A 21,068-nucleotide genomic window follows, 5' to 3' on the forward strand; every position below is an offset into this window, starting at 1 on the left:
TTAAAAGTCGAATTTAAAGCGGCCGCGTAGTCCCCATTCTGCTACATTTGGGTTATCCAAATAAGTGAGGCGCTTCACGATGTCCAGCCGGAATAGCTTGAAAATATTGGCTACGCCCACGCTGGCTTCCGCATAAGGCTGGCTGCCTAGAGCAAACGTGGTCGGCTGGCCCTGGGCATCGCGCAAAAACTGATAAAGCTCGGGGTGAGCGTTAGGGTTATTTTCTTCCCGAATTCCGCCGTACAAAAGCTTGAGCGAAGCTACTTCGCGCAACTTCAGATGCTTGATGAGGGGTAGCTTATTAAAGAAGAAGCCGTTGAAATTATGGTCTATGAAAAGACTGGCATAATGGTCGCTGGAAAATTCCAGAAAATTCATCAAGTTATACGAGTTAAGCTGGTAGGAATACGTTTGGTTGGCTCGGTGAATATCCAGCAACGGAAACGGCACTTGCCCAAAAATATAACCTCCTTCCAGCGTCACATCGGAGTGGCCAAGCTGTGATAAATAGAAGCGTTTCGTTGCATTAAGTGAAACGTTCTGGTAATTGTATTCGCCATTAAAAAAGCCCTTCACTCCGGCTGAGAATCGAGCCGTAAAAATAGGGTTGGGGCTAATAATTGGCGAACGGTACAGCTTGCCCTGATAAAATGTTTCTTTCGGCGCCCAGCGCAAGGACAACATCAACTCCGTCGTATTCAGATTGGGGATAGGATTGATTCTATCATTCTGAATATTCTGAAAATATAACCCGCCCGCTGGCGACTGCTGCCACTTCTTAAAACCCAGCGTATACGAGAAGTGATTATTAAACTCGTGCACATAATCGAGGCGATAAATGTCATTATACAACCACTTATCGTTTACTCCCCGTTTGAAAGACAAAAGAAAGTTGTCCTCCTGCACAAATTCCAATTCCTGGCCCGGAATCTTCGTGTCACGCTGAAAACTGGCGCGAATGAAGTTCTGCGGAAACGTATAGATAGATTTATTATTGAGCGAATAAGTGGAGCTTAAATAATACTTCCACTTCTGGTCTTTGAAGCCATAAGCCGAATACGTTTCGAAGTAGATACGCTTGCTCAGTTCGGGGGTAGTCCTACCCCCCAGGCGCAGCCGGAAGCCCTCTACCGGGTTAAAACTGTAAAACGTATTGGCCGGCCCAATTTCAAAGGGCCCAAAACCCTTGTAGCCTGATAGCACGAAAGTGAAAAGCTCCAGCGTACGACGGAACGATTTGATAGTCTGGAGAGTATCGACATTCGTATAAATCGCCTTTTCAATTTGGCTAAGACTGTCGGGCCGGTTCTGCTGCCAAAAGGTAGCGGGGCGGTTGGCTGCGCTATCATTAGCAACGAGCGCTGGGCCGTCATATATGCTAGCTGGCTGCGGTTTGTTAATCAGGTAATTGCGGTAGGTTACTACGCGCTCACCATAAAAACCAGACCCCTTGTTTTGCGAAAGCCCGAAATCAATAGCTAAATCAGTTTTACTCAGATGATAGCGCTTATCAGGGTTTTCGGCAAACTCCAGGCTGGCATCTAAACTCTTGATAAAGTTGAGATTAATACGCTTATCAACCGACAAGTCGGCCTGTTGAACTGCAAAATTTCCGTCGAGCGTGACGTACAGTTTCCCCTTAAAGAGCATGTCGCCTTTGGTGCGGGGGAGGAAGCTCAATTCAATTAGCTGCGGCGTATGCTGCTTAAGCGTATCAGTAATAAAAAACTGATAAAAAGTGGGGGAGTTGTTAGCAATAGGACTTAATAATTGATTGCCTAATAAAGCAATATTATTGTCATAAATGTCAATGTCTTGGTACATTCTATTGAAGTAGGTACTGAGTCCTTCATTGTCAATAAAATGTTTATCGAATTGTACCTGTTTAGTGCCCAGAGCTACCGATTTTAATTTCTCTGGATTTTTGCGGTAATATTCCTTATTAAGCTTCTCCTCTAAATAAACCGGTAATATATTGACACCACCCGCCGCAGTTGAGTCTTGCTTTTTAAATAGAAATTGATAATTGCGAAATATTTTCTTATTCTTAAATTTCTCCGATAAGTTACTGAACGAGAAAGCCATTTTCTCGTATTTTTCATACTCAACGTAATCGTAGCTTTCGGGGCGGTTCTGCTCCTTGTGCTCAATTACCTGGCGGATAAGCGCCACAGCTGGATTCTCTTTATTTCGGTACCGCGGCGGTTTAGAGCCTTTGATTACTACTTCGTTGAGTAAAGCCGAGCTAGGGGTTAGCTGCACATTGATTTCCTGCGGCACCCCGGCAACTAGCGTCTTGGTAATAGTGCGGTAGCCCAGGTAAGTAAAGACTACCGAGGTGTACTGCGCCGGAATGCGCAGCGTGTAGTGTCCCTCTTCATCGGTATTAGTGCCAAGCGCCGCCTGGGGCACCGATACACTAACGAAAGGAAGCTTTTCCTTAGTTTTAGCATTCGTTACTGTCCCCTCAATGGTGGTTATTTGGGCAATAGCCGCCGCTGGTACCCCAAGCATTACCAGCAAAATATACACTACCAGGGGGTAGTGATGCCGGATAGGCAGACTTTTCATGATTTCTTAAATACGAAATGCAATTGCAAAAAGTAGTTAAAGCAGATGCCCACCACCAGCGAAACAACTACTTTACTCTGCACGTAGTTTGCATGCAGCACTTTCGTAAACAGGTAAACGCCTGCTGCGTTCAAAAGCATACTGCCCAGCCACACTAAAAAATAGCGAAAGCCTTGTGTGTCACGGTTTTGCTCGGCAGCTTTAAATACGAAATAACGGCCCAGGTAAAAGTTGGTGATGCCACCTGCCGTATTGCCCAGTACCGTAGCCAGCAGTATCCAACTGTGCAGTATTTCTACGCAAAAGATGGTAACCAAAAAATCGACGACGGTGCCCGCCAGCGAGGCGGCTTGCGCCTTTACCAGCCGAAGTGGGCGCACGCTAAAAGAGCTTAAAATATAGGCCGGCTTGCAGCAGCAAGTTGGCATAAACCCCGGCCAGGACATCATCCATCATTACGCCTACCCCCCCTGGTAACTGCTCCATCCTACTGATGTACAGTGGCTTGGTAATATCGAAAAACCGAAATAGCACCAGCCCAGCTAGCAGGCTAGTGCTTGTGATGGGCACAAACAACATACTGACCCACATGCCCGCTACCTCGTCAATTACTACCCGGTAACTGTCTTTGCCCCACGCTGGCTCCACTTGCTGCGCCGCAAAAGTACCCAAAGCCAGCAGGCCCACCGTAAGTAGGCCTGCTGGTAGCAAGTGCACCGTGATACCGCTAAAGCGCGCCAGGTACAGACCTAGGCAACAGGCGGCGGCCGCTACGGTGCCGCCGCCCTTGAGGTAGCCAATGCCTGCGACGCTGGAAATTGCTTTAAACACGGGTCGCCGGCTGGTCGGAGTTAGAAAGCTTCCCGGGCATCCTGGTAGTCATCGGGCGCGGCATCCGTGAGAGGGTCTTCGCCCATGATGTGGCGCAGGGTATTGTGCAGCGTTACCAACTGCTTGAAGATGTCGTGCTCGGGCCGCAGGCCGGGCTCCGTTTGGGGCGATTTTAGGTAGAAGGATAGCCACTCCTGGATGCCACTCATGCCTGCACGCTTGGCCAGGTCCATAAACAGCGCCAAGTCAAGCACCAGTGGAGCGGCTAGGATGGAATCGCGGCAGAGAAAGTTGATTTTAATCTGCATCGGGTAGCCCAGCCAGCCGAAAATGTCGATGTTGTCCCAGCTTTCCTTATTATCGCCGGCGGGGGGGTAGTAGTTGATACGCACCTTGTGGTACATATCGCCGTACAGCTCCGGGTTGGTTTCAGGGTGAAAAATATCTTCCAGCACGCTCAGCTTCGACACTTCTTTGGTGCGGAAGTTATCGGGGTCGTCAAGTACCAAGCCGTCGCGGTTGCCCAAAATATTGGTTGAAAACCAGCCTTTTACGCCCAGGGCGCGGGCGCTGATGCCCGGCGCCACGATGGTCTTCATCAGGGTTTGGCCAGTCTTGAAGTCTTTGCCGGCAACGGGCGTGCCCGTAACCGCCGCCAACTCAAGCAGCGCAGGAACATCCACGGTGAGGTTGGGGGCACCGTTCACGAACGGAACACCTTCTTTGAGGGCCGCGTAGGCATAAATCATGCTGGGCGCAATATTGGGCGCGTTGTTGTGCAGCCCTTCCTCGAAGCCCGCGAGGGTGCGGTGAATATCGGACAGCTCGTGGTAGATTTCCGTCGAGCCACACCACACCATCACCAAGCGGCTGCAATCGCGCGTGGCCTTGAAGGTGCGGATGTCGTCAATTACCTGTTCGGCCAAGTCGTACTTAGTAGTATAGGTCTTGACGTGGGTGCCGTCCAGGTTCTTTACGTAGTGCTTGTCGAACGCGGCTTTCATAGGCACCAGTGCTTCTAGCTCGGGCCGTACAGTCTGCAACAGTTTGTCTTCCAGTACGCCAGCTTTTACAGCTGCCTGGTACACGTTGTCTTCGTACACGTCCCAGCCGCCAAATTCGATATCCTCGAGGTTGGCCAGGGGTACAAAATCTTTAATCTTGGGATAGTTATTCGCCGTGCGCTTGCCGATGCGAATATTGCCCATCTGGGCGAGCGAGCCAATGGGTTGGGCTACGCCTTTGCGGACGGCTAGCACCCCAGCGATTAAGGTTGTCGCAACGGCTCCCATCCCGGGTAGCAAGATGCCTAATTTGCCTTCTGCTGGGGCGGTTTGCCCTTTTTCTTCTTTCATCTGGGTGTGGTATTCGAGGCTTGCTTGGGTTAATCTGTTGCCTTCTGGCCTCTTTGGGGGCAACTAAGGTAGGGCAGAAGCACAACCCGTTGCCTTCTGCCGGGAGGCTATAACCGGGTTAGGCGCTAAAGTTTTTTTTGAAATAGAGACTACCAGTGGGCTACGGGTAGCCCACTGCCTACCCCCTGCTAAGTATCGCCCCGCCAGCACTAGTGTGCCCAGTTGGGCAAACCTCAACAGCAAAACCTAGTAAACATCCTAAAATCCAAGAGTTTGACAGGGGGTAGAGTGGCCAGTCGCTTGGTGAATGAGCTAGGCAGGCACAAAAATAGCCACTGCGTAGCAAGGAAGGAGCGTAGCTAAAAAAAGGAAACCCGGCACATGAACGCCTACATGAAGTCGCAGCCGCCGTGACATGAGCACTGCGAGCTAAGCCAGCCTGCAAGTCAAGTGTGGCAGGAGGGTAGGGCAGCGACTTGGCAGTACACGTTATTTAAAATAAACTGAAAAAACTGTTCCTACCCCCACCTGACTCTGTACCTCGATTTTGCCGCCCGCATTCTCTACCATTTTTTTCACCATGTACAACCCCAGCCCCGAGCCGTCGACGTGGGTATGGAAGCGCTGAAACATCCCAAATAGCTTTGGGGTCCGTGCCAAGTCGAGGCCCAGGCCATTGTCTCGCACTTCGAGCAAAACGTAGTCTTCCACTTGCTGGCTGCGCAGCTGCACGCGTAGCGGCCGCTCGGGCGAGCGGTACTTAATGGCGTTGCTGAGCAGGTTGTAGACCACTGAGCGCAGGTTCTTTCTGGAGAATGCAATGGCTGGGCACTCCGCTACGTCGGTGTCAAACTGCGCACCGGTCTGCTTCACTCGCGGAGCCAAATCGAGGAGCACATCCTTAATAATTTCGGCCAGGTATACATTAGCCGTGGGCTGCTCATATTCCTTTTGCAGGCTAGATACTTCGGTGAGGTAGCCAATCGTACCCTTGAAACGGTTAATCGACTCCTGCATCAGCCCCATGATATAGCCGACCTCCTCGCCCTGAACGGGGGTAGGGAGTTCTAGGCGCAACGCTTGCAGCAGGCCCTCAATATTGGTGATGGGCGTGCGCAAATCGTGAGAGGCCGTATAAATAAAATTGTCCAGGTCTGAATTGGTGCGTATTAGCTGCTGATTGGCGGCGGCCAGCTCTTGGTTGGCGTGCTGCACCTCGGCGTTGGCACTCAGCAGCGCGCTATTAGTGGTAGCTAGCTTTTCGTTGGCGCTGGCCAGGTTCCAGGTTAGTAGTTGCAGCTTGGCCTGGCTTTGGGCCACTTGCTTACGGCCAAGCACCTGCTCGGTTACTTCAAAGGCGAAAACCGAAATGCCCACCGTGCGGCCCGCTTCGCGCAAGGGCTGGTAGGTGAAGTCGAAGTAACGCTCCTCGGGCGGGCCACCCCCAGCGGGGTGTACCCAGCCTATTACCTCCGCGGCCTGGTATATCTCGCCAGTGTCATATATCTGGTCAAGCAGCGTCACAAAACCTTGTGCCACTGCTTCAGGCTGGGTTTCGGCCACGGGGCGGCCCACCATATCGCGGCCCTCGTAGAGGCGCTGAAAAGCCGGGTTGCAGTACTCCAGCACATGGTCAGGCCCGCGGAGCAGGCAAATTAGAGCGGGCGTTTGCTCAAATACTTGGTAGAAGCTTTCGCGCTGGGTGGCCAGCAGTTGGGCAGCTTGTAGGGCTTCGGCTTGCAGCGCCTCGGCCGCCTGGCGGGCCCGCACTTGCTCCGTTATTTCAAAGATGAATACCAACACGCCGTCGGTGTTGCCTTGCGCATCGTAGCGAGCTTGCAGAATAAAATTAAAATACCGGTCTTCTAAGTCCTGTCCATTGGCCTGCAAAATGGGAACAGTCAGGCTGTGTTCTTCGTGGCAGCCCTTGGTTTCGTATACCCGCTTCATAATCTGATAAATAGGGTATTGCTCAATGCCGGGGAAAGCCTCGTGCAGGGGCTTTCCCAGTAGGTAGCGGTCGGGAAACAGCCGTTGGTAAGCCGGATTCACCATTTCGTACACAAGGTTGGGCCCATCGAGAAGGCAGATGCCGGCCGGTGCTTGCCAAAAAAATCGCTCTAGCCGGGTGCGCTGCAATTCTGCCCCTGCCTGCGCCTGCTGCAGGGCTTCGGTGCGCTCCCGCACGCGCTCCTCTAGCTGTTCATTCAGCTGCTGCAGTTGCTGCTGGGTGTGCCGCAACTCGGTGTTGGCGGCGCGCTCGCGGGCGTAGCTGTCGCGCAAGGCGTTCTCTACGGCTGTGCGCGCGTGGTCCGACGTATCGGTAAAGCTGACGACCAGCACCTTCCCACTGCGCTGCGCCGCCAAGTGAAAGTAATTATCGAGGCCGTCGTGCTGGTAATTGATATCGTAGCGCCCCGCCTTGCCTTGCGTGAACGCCGCGCAGTAAAAATCAAACACACCTTCGGCCTGGATATGAGGGAAATGTTGCAGCAGTGAACTGCTAGACTCGTCTGGCATCCTCAAGATGCGCCTACCCGCCGGGTTAAGGTGCACGATGGCAAAATCAATGGGATTGCTGCTCTCATCGGGGCCCTCATACAGCGGCTGCAGCAACATCACCCCATTTAGCGACACCTCCAGCACAGCATGAAGCACATCAGTCGGGGAAAGCCAGCTGGGTAAGGAGGCAAGGGGTAGGGCAGCCATGACGTGGTATGCAAGAGGCAGCTAAGCAGCGAGGTAAGCGAACAAAGGGGTAAGTACGCAAAAATTACGCGGGGTAGTTTGCCAGCTTCGCTACTTTAAACGGGGCAAATTTGTATTAAGCCGTACTCTGATGGCCTATCAATTCATTTTACTATTTTTAAAAGCAGGCGGTAGTTTTTAAAAACCTTGCCTTTCGCTGCTCGTAAAATAATGAATGCTAGACGCAAACTGCTTGACTAGTTGCTAAGATTGGGTGGCCGAACAGAATGGGTTTCGGCAGTGCGTTTTTAATTTTTTCATAATTTTTATTACGTTATAAATTGATGTTTGAACGTACGCAAAGCGCTGTTTTTTAATGCAAGTAGACAAGTAGTTTACCCGAATTTCACTCGCTTGAACTTGTCATTGTTTGAAACTTCAGTTGGCATACTACGTGAAAAACTCATCAATTATTCATTAATTTTCGCCCCTTCGTAAGGGCTGATAGCTGAGCGCTTCGCCCCTGGCGGGCTGCAAGAACCATGAGGATACTTCTATTAATTTGCGTTCACGCTTAATGTAAGCTGACTATGCGTGTATTACTGATTGATGATGACTTCATCAGTATATTTCTGACAAAGAAATTACTGCAGCAAGAAGGTGTAGCTGACTCCATTACTTGTTTTCGGTCGTCGCAGGATGCCTTGGACTGCGTGCGACAAATGTTGCCGGAACAGATGCCAGATATCATTTTCCTGGACCTGAACATGCCCGTCATGAGTGGCTGGGACTTTCTGGAAGCCCTGAAAGCAGAAGAACAAAAATTCATCGGTCGCTGCCGCATCTACATTCTTACCTCGTCGCTGGCGCCGTGCGATACCGCTCGTTCTAAAGAATTCAACTTGGTGGCTGGCCTCATTCATAAACCCTTGGATGTCATGGAAATTCAGGCTATTCGCTCCTACCTGGTAGAAAGTAGTCGGTAGTAGCGAAGCTGGCCCTAAAAGGAGAGGGTAGGCCTCGTTACTTGTCTACCCCGGTACCAAGCAACGGGCTAGGTACGTGCGTAATTGCCACATGCCCAGCACGATTAGAGGCTTGTGAGAAAGCGCAAAGCCTGCTTGGGCGCGATATTGGGTGGCCACTTGGTTCTTCCCCCGTGGCGCTGGCCCATGCGTTATTTTACTTTGTTGTTACTACTCCTGGCTGGGGCTGGGCGCCTGCCCGCGCAAGTGCTGAAACCAGGCTTTGATAAAGCGGAGTATCTGGAGCTACTGCGGCTGCACGCCCGCCAAGGAGGCCTCGATTCGATGTGGTGGGCCGGTATTCCGCGGCCCCGCGAATTTCGACTCGTGTACCGCTCGCCGGTGGTAGGGCTGGATAACCGCTGGGATTTGTGGGCGAAAGCCGGCGCGCAGCCGCAGGTAGTTATCAGCATCAGGGGTACCACGCGCGCACAAGTAAGCTGGCTCCAAAACTTGTACGCCGCTATGGTGCCGGCCACCGGCGAGGTACGCCTGTCGGCCACGCGCACCTTCAGCTATCGCTTGGCCGACAACCCACAAGCGGCGGTGCACGCGGGGTGGCTGCTGGGCTTAGCCTTTCAGGCCGAAGGCATTGTGCACAAAGTGGATTCGTGTTACCGCCGGGGCACCCGCGATTTTATCATTATGGGGCATAGCCAGGGCGGAGCAATCGCTTTTTTGCTCACGTCGCACTTGCGCAGCTTGCAGCAGCAAGGCCAGTTACCGGCCGATATGCGCCTCAAAACCTATTGCAGTGCTGGCCCCAAGCCCGGCAACCTGTACTACGCCTATGCCTATGAAAGTGCCACCCAAGGCGGCTGGGCCGTAAACGTTGTAAACCCAGCCGACTGGGTGCCTGAGGTGCCGCTAAGCGTCCAAACTGTGCACGATTTTAACCCGGCTAATCCCTTCGTAGGTGTGCCGGCGATACTCAAAAAGCAGCCCTTCGGCAAACGGTTGGTGCTGCGCCACGTTTACCGGCAGCTAGCCGCGCCGTCGCGGCGGGCGCAGCGCCGCTACCAGCGCTACCTAGGGGGCTTTATAGGTAAGGCGGTTAGCAAAGAACTGCCTGGCTTACAGCATTCGCCTTTCTACGCCAGCAGCAATTATGTGCGCACGGGCCCCACGGTGGTGCTGCCCGCCGATGCGGCCTACTACGTCAAGTACCCCAACGACCCGGCCAAACTGTTTCAGCACCACCTTTTTCAGCCTTATTATTACCTGGCTGAGCGCCTGCCGTAAACCAAGGGGGTAGGCAGCAATCCTTATAAAAAGCGACGGCCAGAAGCGGCAAGCAGCAATCCTCCCTCACCTCAGATGCCAAGCTAAGGGTGGGAGAATTAACGCTGGGCCAACCCGCCAAGCAGTACGGTCAAGATGTTGTTTTCCAACTCCTCGGCCGATAGGCCCCGGCCCGGGCGATACCAGAGTTCTACCCAGCGCACCGCCGACAACACTGTAAACAAGGCAACCGATACGTTGACCGGCCGAAACTCGCCGGCCGCAATGCCCGCTTCGATGAGGGCGGCAAAGCCTTTTTCGTAATTTTTGCGGGCTTGCTTAAACTCCGTAAGGCGGGGCTCGGGTAGGTATTTCCAGTCGTGGTTGGCTACCGATACAGCAGCGCCGTCTTCTACCATTAGCCGGATGTGCAGCCGCACTAGCGCCTTTATTTTTTCGCTGAATGGAATAGCAGTAGCCTCAATTTCAGCGAGCTGCGAAATATAAGTGTCTGAAATTCGGAAGCAGATGGTGTCCAGTAGCTCGTCTTTCGACTTGATATGGTTGTACATACTTGCTGCCTCCATGCCCACTTGCCCGGCCAGGTCGCGCATAGAGGTGCCGCTGTAGCCACGGTCTTTAAATAGCTTGGCCGCTTCGGCCAAAATCAGCTCGCGCTTGGCTACTTTTTTGGTTTTAAACATGAGGGTGGGTGGGAGAGAGGCAGACTTTGCAAAGTTACCCACCAGTTTCGGATGCTAACGAATGTTTGTTTACATTGTTAGGTGGCGGCGGGGCAGAGGCTTACACACCAGGGGGGTGGTAGGGCGCCTGCACGGCGCCCTACCACCCCCCTGGTGTCACTTAAAATAGCTTATACGTGCGCCTCGGCTACCTCAAGAACCTGGGGCGCCAGCGTACGGCCCGGGTATTCGAGTAAAGCTTGTTCGAGGCAGGTAAGTGCTGCCTCGAGGTCGTGCAGGTTCAGCACGTAGGCCAGGCGTACCTGCTGGCGGCCCAGGGCTGGCGTTTGGTAGAAGCCGCTGGCCGGCGACAGCATCAGGGTCTGGTTTTCGTACGAAAAGCTGCTGAGCAACCATTCGCCAAAGAGTTCAGCATCATCAACGGGCAAATGCGCCATTACGTAGAACGCGCCACCCGGCACGGGGCACTGCACGCCCGGCATGGCTTGCAGGCGCCGCACGGTAAGGTCGCGGCGAGCTTGGTACTCGGCGCGGTTTTCGTCGAAGTAGCTTTCGGGTAGCTCGGCCGCAGCCTCGCCCAGCAGCATACCCAGGCCGGGCGGGCTAATACGCATTTGGGCGAAGCGAAAGGCCGCTTGAAATACCGTGCGGTTGCGCGTCACGAGCGAGCCAACTCGGGCCCCGCAAGCGCTGTAGCGCTTTGATATGGTGTCCATTACCACTACGTGCTCCTCGCCACCGGGTAGGTTGAGGGCACTCGTGGCGCGCGCGCCGTCGTAGCAATACTCGCGGTAGGCCTCGTCCGATAGCAGGTACAGGTTGTGGCGTTGGCACAAGCCCAGCAAGTCTTCCAGCTCGGAGCGGGTGTACACGTGGCCGGTGGGGTTGCTGGGGTTGCAGAGCAAAATGGCCCGGGTACGTGGCGTGATTACCTGCTCGAAGGCCGCCAAGGGGGGTAGGGCAAAGCCATCTTCAATGGTGGCCGTGATGGCGACAATCTTGACGCCCGCCGCGATGGCGAAGGCCGTGTACGTGCCATAAAAGGGTTCTGGCACCACCAGTTCATCGCCAGGGTTGAGGCAGGTAAGCAGCGTAAAAAGAATCGCTTCGCTGCCTGCGGTAGTTACCAGTATTTCATCCGTAGTTACTTCTATGCCAGCGCGATGGTAGTAGCCAGCTAGCTTGCGGCGGTAGCTATCGGTGCCCGCGCCGTGGCTGTAAGCGAGCACCGGAATATCGGCCTGCCGCACGGCCTCCAGCAAGCTGGGGGGGGTAGCAATATCGGGCTGGCCAATGTTGAGGTGATACACTTTCTTGCCCTGCTGCTTGGCAGCCTCCGCAAAGGGAGCCAGCTTGCGAAAAGGTGAAACAGGCATGTCTTGCCCGCGCTGCGATATAGCTAACGACATAGTAGATAAAACTCTAGAGTACTCAATCAGGAGCTAAGGTATTGGAGAAATGCAGGAAACGAAAGCTTGGCGGAGTAGAAAAAGCGAATCGTAAGGGATTTCTGAAATTTAGAATTGGTCAAATAGTCAAGAAGTTATACAGAGTCAAAAAAAAGTCCTGGCCACATTGCTGGCCAGGACTTCCCACTCTAAAACTTCAAAAACTGAACCGCAAAACCTAGCCGTTGCGCTTGTTCAATTCGTCGCGGATTTTCGCCGCCTTTTCGTAATCTTCTTTATCGAGCGCCTGCGACAGCATTTTGCTCAATTCCTCCATGGGGACTTGGCCACTGGGCTCGGTAGGCTCGGTGGGGCGAGGCGTGGGGCGCGGGGTGTCGTCGTCCTCATCGTCGTCGTGGTCCTGGTCGTCGTCATCTTCGTCTTCGTTGGCCTCGTCGAGGTCCGAAAGAATGATGCCGGCTTCGCCTAGCACACTTTCAACGGTGAAAATCGGCACGCCGAAGCGCAGGCCAATAGCAATGGCGTCGGAGGGGCGGGCGTCAATCTCGAACGTGGTGGCCCCATCAGAGCACACAATGCGCGAGTAGAAAACGCCTTCCTTGAGGTCAGAAATGACAACTTCGAGGATAGCAACGTGCACGTGCTCGGCAAAAGCCTTAAATAAGTCGTGAGTCAGCGGCCGGTTGGGGCTGATTTTTTCAATCTGAATGGCGATGCTCTGAGCCTCGAACATACCGATGATAATCGGCAAGCGGCGATTGCCGTGCTTCTCGCCCAGAATGAGGGCGAACGAGCCGGATTGCGACTGTGAGGAGGACAGGCCCAGAATTTCGAGCGGTATTTTTTTCAAGGGTCTCGGGGACTTGAATTCTTGGTAAAAGGAAGTAATGTCTTCCGTACGACAAATAAAGCAGAAAGGGCCGGAACTAACCCGTAAAAAATACCTTACGCCAAAATTAAGAACGTCATGCAAAGTTCACCGAAACACCTCGCGGATAGCAGTAATTCCTAATAAGAAGGATTACTGCCCCGCGTGAGATGCCGTGGCAAGCTCAGCATGACGTTCTTACGTATACTAGAAGAGGCAAGCAGCCTAGCTCAGTTCCTTCACGGCAGCGGTTAGCTTGGGCAGCACGTCAAATACGTCGCCCACAATGCCATAGTCGGCCGCCTTAAAAAACGGAGCTTCCGGGTCCTTATTAATAACGACAATCACCTTCGACGAGTTGACGCCGGCCAAATGCTGGATGGCGCCCGAAATACCGCAGGCAATATACAGATTAGGCGAAACCGTGATGCCCGTTTGGCCCACGTGCTCGTGGTGAGGGCGCCAATCGACGTCGCTCACCGGCTTCGAGCAAGCCGTGGCTGCGCCCAGTGCCTTGGCCAGGTCCTCGATGAGGCCCCAGTTTTCGGGGCCTTTCATGCCCCTACCCCCCGATACTACGCGCTCGGCTTCGGGCAGCAAGATGCCGCCGGCCTGGTCCTGCATCACTACTTGCGAGGGAGCGTCGGCAAAGTCGGCGTCGGCTAGCTGCGCGCTGAAGGTGGTCACCTCCGCCGTTTTGCCGGCCTCGTGCTGGGCTTCGATGGAATTCTTTTTAACGGCGATAATCTTGCGCTCGCCGCTGAGCACCACGTCCGAAAACGCTTTGCCCGAAAAGGCCCCGCGCTTCACCGTGAACTGGCCGCCGTCGGTTTTGGGCAATTCTACTACGTTGGTAGCTAGGGCAGCTTGCAGCCGCACCGACAGGCGTGAGCCCACTGAAGCCCCAATATTGCTATTGGCCAGCACAATTACTTTGGAATCTTCCTGCTGGGCCGCCGTCGCAATAAGTTTGGTGTAGGCATTGTTCACGAAGTCCTTGAGGCGGGGCTCGTTATCGTAGAGCACCTTGCTGATGCCCTGCTCGCCAAGCTTGGCCAGGTTGGCCTCAATGGCTTCGCCTACGGCAATGGCCGTGGCAGTAGTGCCCAACTGGGCGGCTACCTGCGCGCCATACGTGGCCACTTCGAGCGAAGACTTTTTCACTTCGCCCTTATCGCATTCAACTACAACTAAAACTGACATTTTAAAAGAATTACGAATGATGAATTAGAAATTATGAAGTGTCGGCTTATGAGTCGCGGCGTGGCCATTTCAGGCGCGGCGGGCAGCTCATAATCGTTCATAATTCGATTAAATGACCTTGGCTTCGTTGCGCAGCAGCTTGATAAGGTCGCCGGCGCTTTCGGCTGGTATCAGCTTCACGCCCTGCTTCTTGGGGGGTAGGGCGTACTCGGCTACCTGGGTGCGGGGTGTATCGGTGGTGGCGGGCACCACTTTCAGGGGCTTGGTGCGGGCCGTCATAATGCCGCGCATGTTGGGGATGCGGGGCTCGCACATGGGCTGCTGGCATGAGGCTACGAAAGGAGTATTCACGCGGATAACTTCCTTACCCCCCTCAATTTCGCGCTCCAGCGTAGCGGTGTTGCCGCTGAGGTCAAGCTTCATGGCCGGGGCCACGGTTGGGATGCCGAGCAGCTCGCCTACCATCCCGTGCACCTGAAAGCCGTTGTAGTCAATGCTTTCCTTACCCATCAGAATAACGTCGTAGGCGCCTTCTTTGGCGATGGCCGCGATTTGCTGCGCCACAAAAAAAGCATCTTTCGGCGCCGCGTTTACCCGAATGGCGTCGTCGGCACCAATGGCGAGTGCCTTACGAATATTGGGCTCGGTATCGGCCTCGCCCACATTCAGAACGGTAACGGTGCCGCTGCCGGCTGCTTCTTTTAGTTCGATGGCACGGGTGAGGGCATATTCATCCCAGGGGTTGATTACGAACTGCACCCCCGCCTTGTTAAATTCCTTGTTATCAGGAGTGAAGGCGATTTTGGTGGTCGTGTCAGGCACGTTGGAAATACAAACCAGAAACTTCATCTAAGCAAAGTAAGGGTGAGAGGAGAGTGCAAAAGTAGTCGGCTTGCATAACATTCGCCAAGCCTAAAAAGGTCTGCCAACCGCCACATAAACTAGAATGCGGCGCGGCGGTCGCAATTTCGTCCCAAAGATAGCCCAAACTACTGCCATGACTACCCCCAATCGCTTACAACAACTGTTAGCTTTTTACGAAGCTGACCCCCACGACCCTTTCACGATTTACGCCCTGGCTACCGAATACCGAGCCGCCGAACCACTGCGCGCCTGGGACTATTACCAGAAGCTGCTCGCCGAGCACCCCGACTACGTAGGCACCTACTACCACGCCGGGAAGCTGCTCGAGGGGTTTGGCAAAAAAGACGAAGCCGAGCAAGTGTACCGCAAGGGCTTAGTAGTGAGCCGCAAGGCTGGGCAGCTACACGCAGCCAGCGAGTTGCAGCAGGCCCTAAACAGCTGCCTGGGCATGGACTATGAGGACGACTAGTAGGGGGGTAGGGCCGGCTGACAGGCCAGCCAATCGGGCCTCTGGTAACGATTAGACATTATTATAGTATAGTACTAACTGCATGGCAACGCGTATTCTGCTGGTCGAAGACGAGCCCAAGGTGTCGGCCTTCATCCGGCGCGGGCTGGAGGAGGAAGGCTACGAAGTAGAGGTAGCCTACGACGGTACGTTTGGTCGGCGCCTGGTGCTGAGTCAGGCCTACGACCTCCTGATTCTGGACGTGATACTACCCGGCCAGAGTGGCCTGGAAGTGCTGAAAGCCTTGCGCGCCCAAGACCAAGAACTACCCGTGCTGATGCTTACCGCTTTAGGCACTACGCAGGATAAGCTGCTGGGCTTCGACGGGGGCGCCGATGACTACCTCGTTAAGCCCTTCGACTTTGTGGAACTGCTGGCGCGGGTGCGCGCGCTCACGCGCCGGCGGGGCCGCCGCTCGGCCAAAGGCAGCAGCCTCAGCCTAGCCGACCTAACCGTTGACACAGCCGCCAAAACTGTAGTACGCGCCGGCCAGCCCATCAAGCTCACCGCCCGCGAGTTTAACTTGCTAGAGCTACTGTTGCGCCACCAGGGCCGGGTGCTAAGTCGCAGCGAAATTGCCGAGCACACTTGGGAGGAATCGTTCGATACGGGCTCGAACGTGATTGATGTGTACGTCAACTACCTGCGTAATAAGGTGGATAAAGGCTTTGATAAAAAGCTGATTCATACCGTGGTAGGGATGGGGTACGTGCTGCGCGAAGAATAGCAGTACACTAAGCATAAAGAAAGCTCCTCCGATAAAGAGAAGCCTTCTTTAATAAACCTACCTGTACTAACTAGTTGCGGGTCATAAGTCCATTGGAAGCTAATTCAGTAGCTGGGATGGGCCATATATAGACCGTATTGGTGGGGGCCACGGCTCCGACTGAACCTTTGCCTGGAATAGTAGTATTGAGGCGCATGAGGTCAATGTTGCGAATACCTTCGCCTAAGAACTCGATGCGACGCTCTAATAGCAGGGCATCTAGCGCTGCACTCACGGAACCTAGCCCAGTAGCCGTATAGTCGATGGGCGGGGAGGTAGGGGTCGGCAATGAATTAGAACGGTTGCGTACAGCATTAAGCAATGCCAGCCCTTGAGCATCAATAGTATTGCTATTGCGTATCCTGGCTTCCGCTAAGTTTAATAATACCTCGGCATAGCGAATAACTGGAGCCTTGTCGGTATAGGGTGTGCCAGTAGGATACTTGGTCAGAAAAGATTCGGTACCTATTTTAACTACAAAATTGGTGCGGCGAAGGTCCGTAGCTAGCCAGCCAGTATTGCTTACAAGTCCGCCAGCCGCGGTATTCAGCCCATATTCTCCATTACCACCCAGCGAGGATGGCAGGTAGTAATATGCCAGCTGATTCTGAGTGCCAGGCTGGTCTTGGGCAGTAAAGGGAAATGACAGAATGCTTTCCGTTGTTTCTTGGGGCGGCGCAAAAACGCTAACTATAGATGCGTTCAACCCATTGGCTACACCAGTTGAAGCCACATATGGGGCAGCAGTTGGCACTATCTTATTGGCCTCCGCAATAACGTCGGACCAGCGGCCCATATTTAGGTATACGCGGGTTTTGAGGGCAATGGCTGTGTTGCGATGCGCGCGCGTTACGTTCAGCGTAGAAGTACTAACGCCGTTTTGGCTGGCTGTATACGTGAGGGGTAGGTTTTGCTCAGCGTAGTTCAAATCGAGCAAAATCTGGTCGTATACCTGGGCTACCGTGCTGCGGGCCAAGTCGTTGTTGCCAAGCTGCGTTTCGGGGGTCAGGCGCAGGGGTAGGCCCGGCCGGGTGCCGTTGCCATCAAGGTAAGGCCGCGCATACAACTGTAGCAATGAGTAATAGCACAGCGCCCGGAGCAGCCGAGCCTCACCGCGGTAGTTGAGCACCGTAGCTGCGTAGTTGGTCGGGAATGGTGCAGCAGCCAGCTTATCAGTGTTGGCATCGAGGCCGGCCAGAAAGATGTTTATCTCATTGATGGCAGCGTAGCCAAAGCCCCAGGTGTTAACCACGTCGTTCTGGGAAGTTTCCGATTCTGTGTGGTTCCATACGCTTAGGCCCGTAACCGAGTTAGAAGTACGATTAATAAAGTCATTGGCCCGAATGTCACCGTATATCTGGTAGCGTCCGCCCAGAAAGCCCCCGGTTTTTACGTAGCCATACAGGCCATTTACCTGTGCCAGCACACGCGAAGGTGTGTCGTAAGCCTGAGGAGCTAGCAGGTAAGTTTGAGGCGCAGGGCTAAGCAGATTATTTTGGCAGGAGAAAGCGCCCAGTGCCAGCGCGGTGGTGCAAATAGCCGTCGTAAAACGGCTTTTTATCGTTGATTTCATAATATAGCTGCGCAGTTAGAAAGTAACGTTAAGGCCAGCGGTATAGCTTCGAGCCTGGCCTACCGAGTTGCGGTCAACGCCAGGGGCCGTATTGTTGGCTCCGTTTGACGAAACCTCCGGGTCGATGCCTGAATATTTGGTGAGCAGGGCCGCATTCTGCACCTGCACGTATACACGGGCGCTGCTCAGCTTCACGTGGTTGAGCAAGCCCGACGTGAAGGTGTAGCCGAGTAACACGTTGCGCAAGCGCGCAAAATCACCTTTCTCGACGTTTTGCGACATCACAATGGTCGAGCCGTTCGATACGTTGTCGCCGTACACTACGCGCGGATACTTCGCGTTGGGTGTTTCAGTAGGTGAAGTCCAGCGGTCCAGAATATCGGTCTGGTTGTTCCAGAAACGCTGGTCATGCAAGCCTGACTTAGTGCCGTTATAGATATAATTGCCGCCCGAATACTGGATGAACACACCCAAATCAAAATTTTTGAACCGGAACGTGTTGTCTAAACCTCCGTACCAAGTAGGGAGGGTAGGGCCGTAGTACACGCCATCGGTAAGCTGCGTAGGTGCTGTGGTGTTGGAACCATCGGCCACGTTTGTCCAGCCCGTCGAGCCGGTGCCGGTGGTGCCCAGGTGGTTGTATTCCACTATGCTGCCGTTGGCCTTTAATACCATGCGCTGGCCGTTGCGGGGGTCAACGCCCATATCGGGTACGGCCAAAATCGAGCCGATGGAGCGGCCCACAGTGGTGTAATTAGCCGTTTCGAGACCCGAAGTAGCTGTGCCAATGCGCTGCTCATCATTGAGCAGGCTGAGTACTCGGTTTTTGAGGGTCGTGAGGTTGCCACTAACCGTCCAGGTGAGGCCCTTGCCCTGCAAAACGTTGTAGCGCAAGTTTACCTCTACCCCCTCATTTTGCATCGAGCCTATGTTGGCCAGGATGGAGTTGCCGAGTGTGCCAGGTCCGTTAATGCTCGGAATGCCGCGCGAAGGTGCCTGTGGAACGTCCAGAATCAAACCATCAATGAGATTGCGGTAGTAGGTAACATCACCTGTTAAGCGGCTCTGAAACAAGCCGAACGATACGCTGGCGTCCGTCTTTTTACTAGTTTCCCACGTGAGGTTCGGGTTACCAGCCTGGGTAAGGTAAAAAGTGCCGCTGTTGCCATACAGTGCCGAACCGTAAAGCTGCTGCGAAGCATAGTCAAAAATACCTTGGTTATTGCCTACACTGCCGTAGCTACCCGAAAATTTCAGGAAGTCAAACGTCTGTGCAAAGTTTGCATCTTTCCAAAAGCTCTCCTCCGACACAATGTAGCCGAGCGAAGCCCCGTAGAAGTTGCCCCACTTTTGGGCCCAGGCTGAGTAGCCATCGCGCCGCACATTGAGCGTGGCTAAGTACTTGTGGGCGTAGCTGTAGTTGAAACGACCAAAGAAGGAGGCCAGGTAGTTAGAGCCCTGCGACTGGCCTGCCGAAGCAATGTTAATGTAGTTGCCCTGGAATGTGGTAAAGAAAGGGTCTGCTACATTGGTGCGGGTAGCACCCCAGCGCTGGGTTTGAGTAAACTGCTGCTCATTGCCCAGCAGCAGCGAAAGGTTATGCTCGCCAAATGCCCGGTCATATTGGGCCGTGTTTTGCCAGTCCCAGCGCTTATTGGTACGATAGTAGTCGCTGGCTGAGCCGCCGGTAGAATAGCCATCGCCGGCCAGGGCTGTGTAATAGGATTTATCTTCAAAAGAGAGGTTATCGAGCCCGTACGTGGTGCGCAGGTGCAGGCCTTTGATAACCTCTAGGTCAGCATACAAACTACCTTGCAATTGATTACTCTCCGAAGTGAAGTAGTTGTTATCTAAGTCAACTACCGGGTTGTAGTAGCCTGGTAGCAATGCCGCGCCAGTGGTAGGGTTAATATTTGCGCCTGCGCCAATGCCGGCCCCATTCGTGTTGTAAGTGCCATCGGCGTTATAAGGTGAAATATTGGGGGGTAACACCAGTGGCAGGCGGCCCAGACCAGCCGTGCCAAACGCCCCATCGGCCACTGAACCTGAATTGGGCGCCGAATTAAACGAGTTGGAGTAGTTCACGCGCACGCCCACAGAGAGGCGGTCGAACACCTTCTGGTCCACGTTGAGACGGGCCGAGTAGCGCCGAAAGTCGTTGCGCACCAGCATGCCCTTTTGCTTCGTGTAGCCTACCGAAGCATAGTAGGTAGTCTTGTCGGTGCCGCCTGAAAAATTCAGGTTTTGGTTGTTAGAAATGCCCGTGCGGTAGATGTAGTCATACCACCGGGTATCAACCAGGCTGCCATCAGCATTGTACGAAGGCTTGAAACCCTCGACATTAGTGGCCGCCGCCCCAATAGCTGTGCGGTTAGCGTTAAGGTTGCGAACGGATTCGTTCTTTATATTGATGTAGTCCTGCGCACCTAAGATATTATACAGGCGTACGGGGGTGGTAAGGCCGACCCACGTATCATACGATACATGTGACTGCCCTTTGCGGCCTTTCTTAGTGGTAATCAGAATTACGCCACCATTGGCCCGCGAGCCGTAGATAGCTGTAGCAGAGGCGTCTTTCAGTACCTCTACATTTTCAATATCTTCGGGGTTTACGTTAGACAGCGGGTTGTTAGGTACACTACCTACGGCCGACGTATTGCCGCTGTAAGTGGGAATACCATCAATCACGACGAGTGGGCTCGAACTTAAAGCAATAGAGTTGGCTCCGCGAATGCGAATAACGGGTGGATTGTTGAGCACCCCATTGGGAGTCGTGATGTTTACACCTGAAGCCCGACCCTGCAAAGCTTGGTCGAAGCTTTGAACCGGGGTAGTGGCAATTTCGCGACCAGTAATGGTCGAAACTGCCCCCGTCAATTCGCGACGCGACTGCGTGCCGTAGCCGACTACCACTACTTCGTCGAGATCGGCAGCACTCGCCACTAGCGTCACATCCACGCTATTGCGGCTGCCAACTGCTATCTCTTGGCTGGTGTAGCCTACAAAAGAGAACACGAGGGTAGCGCCCGTAGGCGGTACTGGCAGCGAGTATTTGCCATCGGCCCCGGTAGCTGTGCCTTGCGCACCGCCCTTAACTAGCACGGTAACGCCAGGTATTGTGCCACCATCGCTACCGATAACCCGGCCCGTGATTGTACGCTGCTGAGCACGAAGGTTGTGGGCCGCTAGTATTGGCACTACTATTAGTAACCAAAGTAAGAGTTTTTTCATAAATATTATTGGTATTGTAAAGAAAACAACGTGGCGAATATAGGGTCAATTTTAAAACCTCATGTGTAAAAAATGAAAAATGCCCTAAAATATGAGGAGTATACCTCTGAAAAGAGCATAAATAATTTGTGAGGTACCCATAAAAAATACCCCATAGCTAATGTTTTCATATAAAAAATCTATGGTTAGGGGTAGTATGTAAGGTTGTCGCCTAAAAACGCCAATAAAAGCTCCCGAAAAATCAGCGCGTT

16 protein-coding genes are annotated in these 21,068 nt (G+C 53.6%); 4 read left to right on the forward strand and 12 right to left on the reverse strand.

Features of this window, described 5'->3' with window-relative positions; genetic code table 11:
- The 5 genes from GO988_RS03105 to GO988_RS03125 all read right to left on the reverse strand — a co-directional run bounded on the left by GO988_RS03105 (window position 1) and on the right by GO988_RS03125 (window position 7,415).
- Entirely contained in the window at window positions 1-2,571 is a 2,571-nt protein-coding gene (locus GO988_RS03105; protein ID WP_157562055.1) for a DUF5686 and carboxypeptidase-like regulatory domain-containing protein, read from the reverse strand.
- Window positions 2,568-2,951, reverse strand: coding sequence for a GtrA family protein (locus tag GO988_RS03110; protein WP_198172486.1), 384 nt, complete (start codon window positions 2,949-2,951; stop codon window positions 2,568-2,570). The genes GO988_RS03105 and GO988_RS03110 overlap by 4 nt, the downstream gene beginning before the upstream one ends.
- Before the next feature lies 1 nt (window position 2,952).
- Complete coding sequence (locus tag GO988_RS03115; protein WP_317164769.1) at window positions 2,953-3,402, reverse strand: phosphatidylglycerophosphatase A family protein; 450 nt, start codon at window positions 3,400-3,402, stop codon at window positions 2,953-2,955.
- A gap of 20 nt (window positions 3,403-3,422) precedes the next feature.
- A complete protein-coding gene (locus GO988_RS03120; protein ID WP_157562057.1) occupies window positions 3,423-4,757 on the reverse strand; it encodes an inositol-3-phosphate synthase in 1,335 nt (444 codons plus the stop codon).
- 489 nt (window positions 4,758-5,246) lie between these two features.
- Window positions 5,247-7,415 carry a PAS domain-containing protein gene (locus GO988_RS03125; protein ID WP_198172487.1) on the reverse strand — a complete coding sequence of 723 codons (2,169 nt, stop codon included), beginning with the start codon at window positions 7,413-7,415 and terminating at the stop codon, window positions 5,247-5,249.
- Window positions 7,416-8,035: 620 nt separating this feature from the next.
- On the opposite strand from GO988_RS03125, the gene GO988_RS03130 reads away from it, so the two are divergent.
- Both GO988_RS03130 and GO988_RS03135 read left to right on the forward strand, forming a co-directional pair.
- A complete protein-coding gene (locus GO988_RS03130; RefSeq protein ID WP_157562059.1) occupies window positions 8,036-8,431 on the forward strand; it encodes a response regulator in 396 nt (131 codons plus the stop codon).
- Between the two features lie 201 nt (window positions 8,432-8,632).
- Complete coding sequence (locus GO988_RS03135) at window positions 8,633-9,712, forward strand: lipase family protein (RefSeq protein WP_232341350.1); 1,080 nt, start codon at window positions 8,633-8,635, stop codon at window positions 9,710-9,712.
- Window positions 9,713-9,810: 98 nt separating this feature from the next.
- Here GO988_RS03135 and GO988_RS03140 read toward each other — a convergent pair whose 3' ends face one another.
- The 5 genes from GO988_RS03140 to GO988_RS03160 all read right to left on the reverse strand — a co-directional run bounded on the left by GO988_RS03140 (window position 9,811) and on the right by GO988_RS03160 (window position 14,724).
- A complete protein-coding gene (locus GO988_RS03140; protein ID WP_157562061.1) occupies window positions 9,811-10,395 on the reverse strand; it encodes a TetR/AcrR family transcriptional regulator in 585 nt (194 codons plus the stop codon).
- A gap of 170 nt (window positions 10,396-10,565) precedes the next feature.
- On the reverse strand, window positions 10,566-11,804 hold the full coding sequence (locus tag GO988_RS03145) for a pyridoxal phosphate-dependent aminotransferase (protein ID WP_157562062.1): 1,239 nt from the start codon (window positions 11,802-11,804) through the stop codon (window positions 10,566-10,568).
- A 217-nt stretch (window positions 11,805-12,021) separates the two neighbouring features.
- Window positions 12,022-12,654 carry a bifunctional nuclease family protein gene (locus GO988_RS03150; RefSeq protein ID WP_157562063.1) on the reverse strand — a complete coding sequence of 211 codons (633 nt, stop codon included), beginning with the start codon at window positions 12,652-12,654 and terminating at the stop codon, window positions 12,022-12,024.
- Window positions 12,655-12,897: 243 nt separating this feature from the next.
- On the reverse strand, window positions 12,898-13,875 hold the full coding sequence (locus GO988_RS03155) for an electron transfer flavoprotein subunit alpha/FixB family protein (RefSeq protein ID WP_157562064.1): 978 nt from the start codon (window positions 13,873-13,875) through the stop codon (window positions 12,898-12,900).
- A 108-nt stretch (window positions 13,876-13,983) separates the two neighbouring features.
- The gene (locus tag GO988_RS03160) at window positions 13,984-14,724 is read right to left on the reverse strand and encodes an electron transfer flavoprotein subunit beta/FixA family protein (RefSeq protein WP_157562065.1); all 741 of its coding nucleotides are present in this window, start codon (window positions 14,722-14,724) and stop codon (window positions 13,984-13,986) included.
- Window positions 14,725-14,872: 148 nt separating this feature from the next.
- Here GO988_RS03160 and GO988_RS03165 point away from each other — a divergent pair, with 148 nt between their 5' ends.
- Window positions 14,873-15,208, forward strand: a complete 336-nt coding sequence (locus tag GO988_RS03165; protein ID WP_157562066.1) for a tetratricopeptide repeat protein — start codon at window positions 14,873-14,875, stop codon at window positions 15,206-15,208.
- A gap of 82 nt (window positions 15,209-15,290) precedes the next feature.
- The gene (locus GO988_RS03170; protein ID WP_157562067.1) at window positions 15,291-15,974 is read left to right on the forward strand and encodes a response regulator; all 684 of its coding nucleotides are present in this window, start codon (window positions 15,291-15,293) and stop codon (window positions 15,972-15,974) included.
- 70 nt (window positions 15,975-16,044) lie between these two features.
- Here GO988_RS03170 and GO988_RS03175 read toward each other — a convergent pair whose 3' ends face one another.
- Both GO988_RS03175 and GO988_RS03180 read right to left on the reverse strand, forming a co-directional pair.
- Window positions 16,045-17,586, reverse strand: coding sequence for a RagB/SusD family nutrient uptake outer membrane protein (locus tag GO988_RS03175; RefSeq protein ID WP_157562068.1), 1,542 nt, complete (start codon window positions 17,584-17,586; stop codon window positions 16,045-16,047).
- Window positions 17,587-17,601: 15 nt separating this feature from the next.
- Entirely contained in the window at window positions 17,602-20,817 is a 3,216-nt protein-coding gene (locus tag GO988_RS03180; protein ID WP_157562069.1) for a SusC/RagA family TonB-linked outer membrane protein, read from the reverse strand.
- Window positions 20,818-21,068: the final 251 nt, after the last annotated feature.

It is taken from the genome of Hymenobacter ginkgonis (genome assembly GCF_009755225.1).
Classification (GTDB): Bacteria; Bacteroidota; Bacteroidia; order Cytophagales; family Hymenobacteraceae; genus Hymenobacter; species Hymenobacter ginkgonis.